This is a genomic window from Enterobacter sp. K510, from assembly GCF_055804875.1.
Genome location: NZ_JBNRLQ010000002.1, coordinates 163990 through 176302, shown reverse-complemented (window position 1 = coordinate 176302; position 12313 = coordinate 163990). Strand labels below are relative to the sequence as shown.

At 58.2% G+C, this 12313-nt stretch carries 9 protein-coding genes and 1 pseudogene; 1 reads left to right on the top strand and 9 read right to left on the bottom strand.

Annotated elements, in window-relative coordinates:
- Window positions 1-6: 6 nt before the first annotated feature.
- The 9 genes from wcaL to fcl all read right to left on the bottom strand — a co-directional run bounded on the left by wcaL (window position 7) and on the right by fcl (window position 11171).
- On the bottom strand, window positions 7-1227 hold the full coding sequence (wcaL, locus tag ACQUTD_RS03300) for a colanic acid biosynthesis glycosyltransferase WcaL (RefSeq protein ID WP_473273699.1): 1221 nt from the start codon (window positions 1225-1227) through the stop codon (window positions 7-9).
- Window positions 1224-2504: a colanic acid biosynthesis pyruvyl transferase WcaK gene (gene wcaK / locus ACQUTD_RS03295; RefSeq protein ID WP_473273697.1), complete on the bottom strand. Its 1281-nt coding sequence runs from the start codon at window positions 2502-2504 to the stop codon at window positions 1224-1226. Before wcaK ends, wcaL begins: the two co-directional genes overlap by 4 nt.
- Before the next feature lie 45 nt (window positions 2505-2549).
- Window positions 2550-4028, bottom strand: coding sequence for an MOP flippase family protein (locus ACQUTD_RS03290; RefSeq protein WP_318363983.1), 1479 nt, complete (start codon window positions 4026-4028; stop codon window positions 2550-2552).
- 11 nt (window positions 4029-4039) lie between these two features.
- A complete protein-coding gene (wcaJ, locus tag ACQUTD_RS03285) occupies window positions 4040-5434 on the bottom strand; it encodes an undecaprenyl-phosphate glucose phosphotransferase (protein WP_072569043.1) in 1395 nt (464 codons plus the stop codon).
- 61 nt (window positions 5435-5495) lie between these two features.
- The gene (cpsG, locus tag ACQUTD_RS03280; protein ID WP_473273696.1) at window positions 5496-6866 is read right to left on the bottom strand and encodes a colanic acid biosynthesis phosphomannomutase CpsG; all 1371 of its coding nucleotides are present in this window, start codon (window positions 6864-6866) and stop codon (window positions 5496-5498) included.
- Window positions 6867-7060: 194 nt separating this feature from the next.
- Window positions 7061-8497: a mannose-1-phosphate guanyltransferase gene (gene cpsB, locus ACQUTD_RS03275; protein WP_473273695.1), complete on the bottom strand. Its 1437-nt coding sequence runs from the start codon at window positions 8495-8497 to the stop codon at window positions 7061-7063.
- A 3-nt stretch (window positions 8498-8500) separates the two neighbouring features.
- A complete protein-coding gene (gene wcaI / locus ACQUTD_RS03270) occupies window positions 8501-9724 on the bottom strand; it encodes a colanic acid biosynthesis fucosyltransferase WcaI (protein WP_473273694.1) in 1224 nt (407 codons plus the stop codon).
- Window positions 9721-10197, bottom strand: coding sequence for a GDP-mannose mannosyl hydrolase (locus ACQUTD_RS03265; RefSeq protein WP_473273692.1), 477 nt, complete (start codon window positions 10195-10197; stop codon window positions 9721-9723). Before ACQUTD_RS03265 ends, wcaI begins: the two co-directional genes overlap by 4 nt.
- Before the next feature lie 2 nt (window positions 10198-10199).
- Window positions 10200-11171, bottom strand: coding sequence for a GDP-L-fucose synthase (fcl, locus tag ACQUTD_RS03260; protein ID WP_473273691.1), 972 nt, complete (start codon window positions 11169-11171; stop codon window positions 10200-10202).
- Here fcl and ACQUTD_RS03255 point away from each other — a divergent pair.
- Window positions 11112-12296, top strand: a pseudogene (locus ACQUTD_RS03255) (hemolysin family protein); the annotation flags it as partial. The gene fcl and the pseudogene ACQUTD_RS03255 sit on opposite strands and share 60 nt — an antisense overlap.
- Window positions 12297-12313: the final 17 nt, after the last annotated feature.

The window sequence follows — 12313 nt, the reverse complement described above, 5'->3', positions numbered from 1 at the left end:
CTCAGTTCAGAGCGTCTGGAGCAGCGTCGCCAGACGCTGATTGATTTTCTGCTGATTAAAGTCCGTTTCGACTTTTTCACGCGCTCGGGTAACCACCGGCACCAGCTGCTGGCTCTGCATGCTGCTAAAGGCGGCCAGTTTGTCAGCCAGCGCCTGGGGATCGTTCTCAGGGACCAGCCAGCCGGACTGGTCAGCGTCGATCAGTTCCGGAATACCGCTGTGCACCGTGGAGACCACCGGGATCCCCACCGCCATCGCTTCCATCAGCGCTACCGGAATGCCCTCCATATCGCCGTCAGCGCCGGTCACGGATGGCAGCAGGAAGACGTCGGCCTCATCGAGCATCGCCTTCACTTCATGGCTGGGCTTAAAGCCCGGCATCTCGATCACGTCCTCAAGCTGGAACTGTTCGATCAGGGTGCGCAGACGGCGCTCCCAGGGGCCGATGCCGAGAATGCGATAGTGGAAATTAACACCGCGCGCCTTCAGCAGGCGACAGGCTTCGATGGCGACATGCAGCCCTTTTTTCTCCGTCAGGCGCGCCACCGAGATTATCTGCAACGGTTGTCCGGGCGCTTTCACCTCACGCAGGGTAAAGCGCGACATATCCACGCCCATACGCGAAACGGCGATCTTCTCCGGCGGGCAGCCCATATTTTGCAGGCGACCGGCCCACAGATCGCTGATGGGCAACATCAGATCGCCGCGGCGGAACAGCTGCTGATACTCCGGCGTATAGTGCGCCAGTACGTCCCGGTGCGAGACGTCGATACCGTGGAAGACGGTGGCGATTTTGCCGCGGATCACCCCCAGTTCACGCAGTTTTGCTGCCGTCACGCCTGCCGGACCAAAGTGGGCGATAAACACATCGGCGCTGAAAGTGCGTGGTGCCAGGCCACAAATGGCGGCGAGGATCAGGTTACGGGCTTCATCGCCGTAGCGGCGTATATTCAGCGCCTTCCAGGTGGATGCGCGCCCCGCGCCCCGCAGGATCGCCTGCGCCCGGTAGCGCAGTTTTGCGGCTTTGCCCTGCGGCTCATCCAGCAGCCAGTGAGTTTTCTCCGCCAGCTTGTATTCGGTATAGGCCGCATGGGTATTGCTGAGATCGCCCTTATGCAGGGCGATAATCTCCACGTCAAACCCCATATCGATAAACGCCGTGATCTGGTTTAACACGAAGGTTTCGGACGACAGCGGAAACTTCAGCAGGAAAAAACTGACCTTCATTGCTTACCCCGCACTCTGTCCATCACCGATTTCACCATCTGCAATCCGTTATTCCGTTCTGCGGCCACCGCCGTTGCCAGTTGCTGATTAATAGCGGGCAGCTGGCCGAGGGTATCCGCCACCATCGCGGCGAGCGAGCCGTCGAGCAAATGACGAATATCAATCGCCATCTCCGGCATGCCGAGCTGCTGCATAATGCCTGCTGATTTGTGCTCGTAGTTAATGGCGATGGCCGGTGTGCCGAAGTTCATGGAGATGATCGCTGAATGCAGACGGGTGCCGACGGTCAGATCACAGGCGGCAAAGATTTTGCCCATCTCCAGATCGTTAAGCTCATCCATCACCACGTGATAGCGGGACGGATCGCTGACATGCTGACGCAGATTGAGCGCCACCATGCGGTCATCTTTGTTATAGCTGTCGATGCCGGTGCAGGTGGAGAGCGCCATTACCTGCCAGCCCGCATCCAGAATACGGTTAACCACGTCGGCGAAGGCTTTTTCGTAGGCCTGCTGCGTGGTGCCGAGGCGTTTATCGAAGGGCGCCAGTTCGCGCAACGTAATGGCGACGGTTTTCTGCGAGGCCGCCACGTCCAGCCAGTGCTGCACCGCATAGCTGGGGGTAAAATCGCTATCGTGATGATCCACCAGCCAGGCGGTGTCGACGCCCTGCTCCACCTTATCAGTGTTGATCTGGCTCTTTTTCATCAGATCGAGGCTCACCCGCTCACGCAGGATCAGCGCATCGCAGTGCCCGAACGCATAGTTCGCCAGCTGGTTAAACTGCGCGTCCTGGAACGGCCCGACGCTGTGGCCAATCATATACAGCGGTTTTTTCGCCATAAAGGTGCAGAGCGCATGCTCAAACTGCGGCACGCCGTAAAGATCGACAAAGAAAGATCCGCCCACCTGGATAATGGCGTCATAGCCTGACAGCAGGCGGACAAAGTCGGTAAAGCCCTGGGCAATAGCGATATTGCGCAGCTTGCCGCTGTCGGTCACGCGGGATAACAGCACCTGGTGCTGATAACGGCGACGCAGGACTTTTTTCACCCGCCCGACCAGACCGGCGGCGGTGTTGTGCTGTTTCATCTGACTGTACAGCGGATCGCCCATCACCGGACGATTTAACAGCCAGGAGGAGCTCACCGGATAGCGGCTCATGACATCCACTTCAGCGTCAGGCTCAAGCACCGTAATGGCATCCAGTAAGCCGCGTAAAATCGCGCTGTCCCCACGGTTTCCACAGGTATGGTTACCTAAAATAAGTAGTTTCATTACAGTTTCACCTGAATTATTGATGTCGTAAATTTGTGAATAAAATCAACCTGCGCGCAGCAGCATTCTTAATTTTTCATTGCGGCAAAACTGACGTTTCAGCTCCACCACCAGCGCATTACGCGACAGCACAATCATCACCGCGAACGCCAGCCCACCGGCCAGGATCTGCACAGCCAGCAGCGTGGCAAGTGACAAATGTCCGTCCAGCGCCAGCCCCAGGCCGTAGCTCACCACCAGCGTCGGCAGCGACAGGTAAAACGGCAGCCACAGGCTCAGAATGTACTGGCGATAGCTGGAACCAAGCACCGGCTTAATCATCACGAAATAGCTCAGAATGGTGTTGATGATCTGCACCAGCAGGAAGCCCAGCGTCACACCCAGCGCGCCGCCCAGATGCCCACCCGCGATAATCGCCGGGACGAACAGGCAGGTTTTAAAGACGTTAAATTTGAAGCTGATATCGACACGGGCTTTCGCCATCAGCAGCGATCCAATGGGATTGCCCACCGCGCGCAGCAGGCCGACGATGCACAGCAATTGCAGAATGGGGATGATGCTGTTCCACTTCTCGCCAAACACCAGCGGCACCACGTTATCGGACACCACCATCAGGCCGAGCAGGATCGGGAAGTTGATGATCCCCACCACCGACAGCAGTTTGTAGAAGTTGAGCCGCAGCTTTTGCGTGTCGTCCTGAATTTTGGCGAAGGCCGGGAACAGCACGCGGGTGATAATCGGGTTGAGCTTCATCGGCGGCACCACCGCGACGTTGTACGCCAGGTTATAGCCGCCCGCGACGCTGGCGCCAAGAATACGCGCCAGCACCAGCGTGGAGAGGTTAGTGTTGACGTAGTTGATCACGCTGTCCGCCGTCAGCCACGCGCCAAAGCGCAGGTTGGAGTTGACGGAAGCCAGCGAAAAGCGCAGACCCGGACGGTAAATTTTGCGGCCGAAGAAGCCGAAAAGCAGCGTACGCACCGCGGTGTTGACCAGATAACCGAGGATGGCGGTCATCGCCAGCGGCCAGTACCAGGCGCTGATCACCGTAAAGGTGAAGCCCGCCATCACCGATACGGTTTCAATCATGCCGATCTTGCTGAACTCCAGCTCTTTCTGCATCAGGGCGCGGAACTGCTGGCCGTGGGGGATCAGCACAAAGGCCACCGACAGCGTTTTGATCAGCGGCGCCAGATCCGGGTTATTCAGTACCCCGGCAATCACGTCGCTTAACAAAAACATCGCCGCGCAGACCACCAGCCCCAGCCCGACGTTCAGCCAGTAGAGGGTGGTCAGTTCGAGATGGCCGATCTCTTTGCGCTGAATAATTGAGTTGGCGATGCCAAAATCCGACAGCGTATCCGCCAGGGCGATGATCACCAGCGACACGGTGAGCAGACCGAACTGGTGATTGTCGATGATGCGCGCCAGCCAGGTCATCTGCACCAGCCCAAGGCCGATGATGATCAGGGTGGCCATGGCTGACCACTTTGCGCCGCTGATGGTTTTTTCTCTCAGGCTCATGATGTGCTCGCTTAATACGCCGCTTTGTTCACAAAGCCTTTAAAGATGGTGAGAAAAACAATCTTGATATCGAACCAGAGGCTCCATTCACGGATGTACTCCAGATCGAATTCAATACGTTTTTCCATTTTTTCCAGCGTGTCCGTCTCGCCGCGCCAGCCGTTGATTTGCGCCCAGCCGGTGATGCCCGGTTTCACTTTATGACGCAGCATGTAGCCCTGGATCAGGGTGCGATACTGTTCATTGTGCGCCACCGCGTGGGGACGCGGGCCGACAATCGACATGCCGCCGGTCAGCACGTTGATAAACTGCGGCAGTTCGTCAAGAGAGGTACGGCGCAGGAAGTTGCCCACTTTGGTGACGCGGGGATCGTTCTGCGTCGCCTGGGTCACCACTTCGGCGTTTTCCATCACCTTCATGGATCGGAATTTCCACACTTTGATCGGCTTACCGTCCATGCCGTAGCGGGTCTGACGGAAAATAATCGGGCCAGGGGAACTGATTTTCACCGCCGCCGCGATGCACAGCAGCACCGGGGAGATAAGCAGCAGGATCAGCGAGGAGAGCACAATGTCTTCCAGACGCTTCAGCACGCGGTTCATGCCGGAGAGCGGCGTGTCATACAGTGGCACCACCGGCACGCCGTTCATCTCTTCGATGCGCGAATGCAGGATATTGAAGGTAAACACATCAGGGATGAGGATCACCGAGCAGGTGGTGTCCGCCAGCTCACGCACCAGGCGTTTAATGCCGGACTCTTCGCTCATCGGCATGGCGATGTAAACGTTATGAATTTTGCCCGCTTTCGCGTCTTCCAGCAGTTGGTCGTAATTGCCCGCCCAGTCAGCGGTTACGCCGCCCGGTCTGGCATCGTGATAGACGCCCACCACTTCAAAGCCCAGCCAGGGCTCATGGCGGAAACTGTCCAGCAGCACCTGGCCTACCGGCAGATCGCCTGCCACCGCCACGCGGCGGGTGTTATAGCCATGATGACGCAGCCAGCCGGCGAAAAAGCGGATCAGCGTGCGGCAGGTCACCAGCCCCACGCTGCTTAATACGTACCAGGCAAAGAAAACGCTGAAGGTATTATCAAAATCGGCGTTGAAGGCCATCAGTCCGGCGCTGAAAATCAGGCTCAGCGTCCAGTTTTGCAGCAGCAGCGCCAGCTCGGTCGAGATCTTCACGCCACGCCAGGAACGGTAGAAATCGGTCATACCACCGATCATCTGGAACACCACCAGCGTGATCAGGGCCATCAGCAGATGCAGGTAAAAAAAGGGTAACGCGTGTAGCTTGCAGACGATCCATAGCCCACCGAACATGATGGTGATGTCTGAAAAACGCTGCACCATAGAGATTAACGATGCATTCGTTTTAGCTCGCTCGCGCTTTTTTAGATTTATCATCGTTGTTCCTGTTCTTAAGTCCCCTCGCCCCTTCCCGCGGGCGAGGGGAAACCAAGCTCGACTACTGGTTCAACAGCGCCAGGATGTCCTGTGTTCGTGCCTCCATCAGCGCCACGTCACCCCGCGATTCGACGTTCAGACGCACCACCGGCTCGGTATTGGACGAGCGCAGGTTGAAGCGCCATTCCGGGAACGCCATGCTGATGCCGTCGGTATGGTCGACTTCCAGCGCGCTGGCGGCATAGTGCTGCTCCACGCGGGCAATAGCGGTGGCCGGATCCGCCAGCTTGCTGTTGATTTCGCCGCTGGCCGGGAACGCCGTCATGCGATCGCGTACCAGTTCCGCCAGCGACTGCCCTTTCACACACAGCAGTTCCGCCACCAGCAGCCAGGGGATCATGCCGCTGTCGCAGTATGCAAAGTCGCGGAAGTAGTGGTGGGCGCTCATTTCGCCGCCGTAGATGGCGTCCTCTTCGCGCATACGCTCTTTGATGAACGCATGGCCGGTTTTCGACATCACCGGCTTACCGCCTGCCGCCTTCACCACATCCACGGTGTTCCAGGACAGACGCGGGTCGTGAATGATCTTCGCGCCAGGGTGTTTTTCGAGGAAGGCTTCTGCCAGCAGGCCGACAATGTAATAGCCTTCGATAAACTGGCCGTTGCCGTCGAACAGGAAGCAGCGGTCAAAGTCGCCGTCGAAAGCGATACCCATATCGGCCTTATGCTCGATCACCGCATTGCGGGTGTCATCGCGGCATTCCGGCAGCAGCGGGTTAGGAATACCGTTCGGGAAGTTGCCGTCCGGGTTGTTGTGCACCTTGATAAAGGTCACCGGCACGTTCAGCGCCTTAAAGCGCGCTTCGATGGCGTCCACCACCGGCCCTGCCGCGCCGTTACCGGAGTTGATGACTAACTTCAGCGGGGTGAGGTTGGTGGTGTCGATGTAACCGAGCAGGTGGTCGATATAGGAACCACGCAGATCGATCTGCTTATAGCTGCCGCGTTTTTCCGGGTTCACCGGCGGGAAGTCATTGGCTTCCGCCAGACGCTGCACGTCGCGCAGGCCGGTATCGCCGCTGATGGGGCGCGCGCCCTTGCGCACCAGCTTCATACCGTTATAGTCCATCGGGTTATGGCTGGCGGTCACTTCGATACCGCCGTCCACGCCAAGGTGGAAGGTGGCAAAATAGATCTCTTCGGTACCGGACAGACCGATGTCCAGCACGTCAACGCCCGCGTCCTGTAACCCCTTTGCCAGCGCCAGTTTGAGCGCTTCACTGGTCAGACGCACATCACCGCCGAGCACAATGGTCTGCGGCTTCAGGTATTCACCGTAAGCGCGGCCAATGCGCCAGGCGATGTCTTCGTTCAGCTCTTCTCCGAGCTTGCCGCGAATATCGTAGGCTTTGAAACAGGTTAATTTTTCCATGATTACCTCGTTTTCAGGCGACACACAGCCTGGGCCCGTTGGGGCAAATTTGTTATTTGTTCTTGCCCGGTGGCGTTTAGCTTACCGGGCCCGGTGATGCGAACTTTCCTTGCCCGGTGGCGCTTCGCTTACCGGGCCTACAATCATTCACCTGTAGGCCCGGCAAGCCTGCGCCGCCGGGCAACGTTCATTCACTACACCCGACCGTAACGATCCTCAAACCGCACGATGTCATCTTCTTCAAGATACGAACCGGAGCGGACTTCAATCAGATCCAGCGGGATCTTGCCCGGGTTTTCCAGGCAGTGCGTGGCACCGAGTGGGATATAGATCGACTCGTTTTCGCCCAGTAACTTGATCTCGTCGTTAATGGTCACTTTGGCGGTGCCCGCCACCACGATCCAGTGCTCGGCGCGGTGATGATGCATCTGCAAGGACAGCCCTTCCCCCGGCTTCACGGTGATGCGTTTCACCTGATAGCGTTCGCCGGAATCAATGGAGTCATACTTACCCCACGGACGGTACACTTCCCGGTGAATGTGATGCTCGTGACGACCCTCGGCTTTAATTTGCTCGACCACTTTTTTCACGTCCTGCACCGCATTACGATCGGCGATCAGCACCGCGTCTTTGGTCTGCACCACCACCAGATCCTTCACCCCCACGGTGGTGACAAGACCGGATTCGGCATAGACATAGCTGTTTTCGGTTTTATGGCTGATCACATCGCCGTGATGCACATTGCCTTCCGGCGTATGAGCGCTGATTTCCCAAAGCGATGACCAGGAGCCGACATCGCTCCAGCCCGCGTCCATCGGCACTACCACCGCATCAGCGGTTTTTTCCATCACCGCGTAATCCACCGACTCTTCCGGGCAGGCAAGGAAGGCTTCTTCATCCACGCGGATAAAATCGAGATCCGGATCGACGCCGTCCATCGCTTTGTTGCAGGCCTGCAAAATATCCGGACGGAATTTTTTCAGCTCTTCCAGGTAACGACCGGCGCGGAACAGGAACATGCCGCTGTTCCAGTAATACTCGCCGCTGGCAACGTAAGCCTGAGCAGTATCGAGATCCGGTTTTTCAACGAACTGCGCCACTTCGAAAGCCACTGCGTCCACCTGCCCCTGGCTGACCGCGCCGCGGCGGATATAGCCATAGCCGGTTTCCGGCAGATCCGGCACGATGCCGAAGGTCACCAGTTTGCCGCTTTCGGCGTACGGCATGGCCGCACGTACCGCCTCGCGGAAGGCTTCTTCGTTCTGGATCACATGATCCGCCGCCAGCACCAGCATCAGCGGATCGCTGTCCGGGCTGTTGCGCTGCGCCGCCAGGGCAGCAAGGGCGATGGCCGGGGCGGTGTTACGCCCGGCGGGTTCAAGAATGATGTTCTCCGTCAGCTTGTTGAGCTGGCGCAGCTGTTCGGCCACGATAAAGCGGTGCTGCTCGTTACAGATCACCACCGGGCTTTCGCACTGCACGCCGTTCAGACGACACACCGTCGTCTGCAACATCGTCAGCTCGCCCTTCAGGCACAGAAACTGTTTTGGATAGAGTACGCGGGACAGCGGCCACAGGCGGCTGCCGGAGCCACCGGCCATTACTACCGGATAGAGCGTTGGTTGACTCATTGTTTAATCCCGAATATCTGCAATAAATTGGCTTAACACGTTCTCTTTTTCGAGCGTGCGTTCGGCATATTCACGTGCCACCGTGTTGGATTTGGGCATCAGCAGCGCCTGGCCAATGCCGTCGATCAGCGCGTCCACCGATTCCGGCTCCACGCAGACCGCGATGCCCGGACAGGTGTCGCACAGTTGCCCCAGTTCGGTGTGGCGTTCGGCGGTGATCACCGCATTGCCGCCCACCGCAAGAATATTGGTCAGCTTCGACGGTAGTACCGCGTCAGCCGCGCCGCGCTTCTGGATCACCAGATGACAGTCCGCCAGTTTCAGCAGCGCGGGCAGCGCGTCATAGGACTGCAACGGATGGAAAATCACGTTGCTCAGACCGCGCTCGCGGGCCATTTTTTCCAGTCGCGCTTTGCCGCCGCCCTGGCCGACAATCACGAACAGCCACGGCTGGTCGCGCAGACGATCTGCGGCTTCAATCATGCTCTCCAGCCCCTGCTTCTCGCCAATGTTGCCGGAGTAGAGAATGATTTTTTTATCCGCCGGCAGGGCGAGTTGCTGGCGAAGCGTTAATGCATCGGCGTCGGTGACGTCGCGAAAACGCGCCACTTCCGACCAGTTGGGGAAGAAAATCACCCGCTCAGCCGGTACGCCTTTTTCCTGCGCTTTTTTCATCATCGAGCGCGAAATCGTCGATACGTTATCGACGTTGTGCAGGCCGCTGCGCTCAAAGGCGCTGGCAAGCCGGGCCACACGCCCGCCTTTGCCTTTACCGGCCATGCCGAGGCCAAGCATGGCATCGACTTCGTAATCCTGAATGTGCAGTACGGTACGGGCGCCGGACAGTTTTGCCAGCAGGCGCATGCCCGGCGTACAAAACAGCGTCGGCACCACGCCGATAATGCGATCCGGCTTCCAGCGGCGCTGCGCCATCAGCGGGAAAAAGCTGCTCAGCGCAAAGCTGCCGAGATGGATCAGGCGCTTTAAGGTGGTCGGGGTTTTGGGCACATATAGAGGACAGCGCCAGACGGTCGCCGCCCCCTCTTCACGACGCCAGCGCCAGGCCGAGTAAGACTCGCCCACTTTCCACTCCGGATAGTACGGCGGCGCGGTAATGACGCGAACGTCATGGCCCTGACGGGCCATCCATTCCACCATCTCGCCGGTGTACTTACCGATCCCGGTCAGCTCCGGCGAGTAGTTAATTCCGTACACCAGAATTCTCATAAGCCCGGCACTCCGGACTTATCAGTACGGAAGTAGGCGCGGCTGTTGTCGTGCACGTTCTCGCTGTTCACGATGGCGTCAGGCGTCATCCAGCGCCACGCTCCGTGCTGCTCGGCGGGCAGCGTCAGGGTGCTTTCATCCACACGGACGCGGAAACCCAGCACGATGTAGTGCGTGGAAAAATCGCGTCCGGAGAAGTTGTCGTCATAGAAGTGTTGCCAGACGCCGTAAAACTCGCCTGCCGACATCGGCAGACGGGTTCCCAGTTCCGCCAGAGTCAGGCGCTCGAAGGCGCTGGCCAGCGGCTCATCCTTTTGTACGCGTCCACCAGGAACAAACCAGTATCCCTGTGCCGGTCGGTTGGTGCGTTCTCCCAGCAGATACTCACCGCGCGAGTTTTCCACGATCAGATCGATGGAAATCAGCGGCGTTGAGCGCACTACCGTGGCGAAGTCTTCTTGACTCAAAAACATGCTTACCCCCGGAACCGGTGCTGGTTTTCAAGGAACCACTGATAGGTGCTTGCCAGCCCCTGCTCCAGTGACACCTCGTGATACCAGCCAAGCTGATGCAGACGCGTCACATCAAGCAGCTTGCGCGGAGTACCGTCGGGTTTGCTGGCGTCGAACACCACGCGGCCTTTAAAGCCGGTGACCTGCGCGAGGGTTTGCGCCAGTTCGCGAATGGTGCAGTCCACGCCGGTGCCGACGTTAATATGCGACAGCATCGGTTCGGTGTTTTCCTGCCACACTTCCGGATCCAGCTCCATCACATGAATGCTGGCAGCCGCCATATCATCCACATGCAGGAATTCGCGCATCGGCGTACCGCTGCCCCACACCACCACATCAGTGGCGTTTTCCTGGGCCGCTTCATGGAAGCGACGCAGCAGCGCCGGGATCACATGGGAGTTGCTCGGGTGGAAGTTATCGTTCGGGCCGTACAGGTTAGTCGGCATCACCGAACGATAATCACGTCCGTACTGGCGGTTGTAAGATTCACACAGCTTGATACCGGCAATCTTGGCAATCGCGTACGGCTCGTTAGTCGCTTCAAGCGTGCCCTGCAACAGCTCGCTTTCCGCCATCGGCTGCTTCGCCATTTTCGGGTAAATGCAGGATGAGCCGAGGAACAGCAGCTTGTTCACGTTGTGCGTATGCGCCGCGTGAATGATGTTGCTCTCGATCATCAGGTTCTCGAAAATGAACTCCGCCGGGTAGGTATTGTTCGCCACAATACCGCCCACTTTCGCCGCCGCCAGATACACCTGATCGATGGATTCAGTGGCGAAGAAATCATTTACCGCACGGGCATCCAGCAGATTGAGTTCATCACGGGTACGCAGGACGAGCTCAACGTCCCCGCGTTGCTCAAGCTGTCGTACGATATTCTTGACGCCGTCTTCTCGCTGGATTCCGTGATCACCGCCGTCGGTATGGTGGAGCATCTGGCGGTAATGATGGCGGCAGTGATCATCGCCATTTCCCTGATGCTGCTGGCGAGCAAAGCCCTGACCCGCTTTGTGAATAATCACCCGACTATCGTCATTCTCTGCCTCAGCTTCCTGCTGATGATAGGCTTTAGCCTGATCGCCGAAGGCTTTGGCTACCACATCCCGAAAGGGTATCTGTATGCCGCCATCGGCTTCTCGGTAATGATCGAAGCGCTTAATCAGCTGGCGATTTTCAACCGCCGCCGCTTCCTGTTCGCCGACAATACCCTGCGTCAGCGCACCACCGAGGCGGTGATGCGCCTGCTCAGCGGCCGCAAAGAAGATGCCGAGCTGGATGTTGAAACCGCCTCCATGCTGGCCGACCATGATAATGCGCAGATCTTTAAACCGCAGGAGCGGCTGATGATCGAGCGCGTACTCAACCTGAACCAGCGCACCGTCAGCAGTATCATGACCTCCCGCCATGACATCGAACATATCGATCTCACCGCGCCGGAAGAGGTGATCCGCGAGCTGCTGGACAAGAACCAGCATACCCGCGTGGTGGTCACCGGCGGCGATGCGCAGGAAGATCTGCTGGGCGTGGTGCATATTCTTGATCTGCTGCAACAGGCGCTGCGCGGCGAGCCGCTGAACCTGAACGTGCTGGTGCGTCAGCCGCTGGTGTTCCCGGAAGGGTTGCCGCTGTTACAGGCGCTGGAGCAGTTCCGCAATGCCCGCACGCACTTTGCCTTTGTGGTGGATGAATTTGGTTCCGTGGAAGGGGCGGTCACGCTCAGCGACGTGATGGAAACCATCGCCGGTAATCTGCCGAACGAAGTGGAAGAGATCGACGCCCGCCACGATATTCAGAAAAACGCCGACGGCAGCTGGACGGCGAACGGCCATATGCCGCTGGAAGATCTGGTGCAGTTTGTGCCGCTGCCGCTGGACGAGAAGCGCGAATATCATACTATCGCCGGGCTGCTGATGGAGTATCTGCAACGTATTCCACAGGTCGGGGAGGAAGTTGAGGTGGGCGATTACCGGGTGATCACCCTGCAGGTGGAAAGCCATCGCGTGCAGAAAGTGCAGATCGTGCCGTTACGCACAAAAAGCGAGCTGGATTACGAAGTCTGATCCCGTTTCTGCCCTCT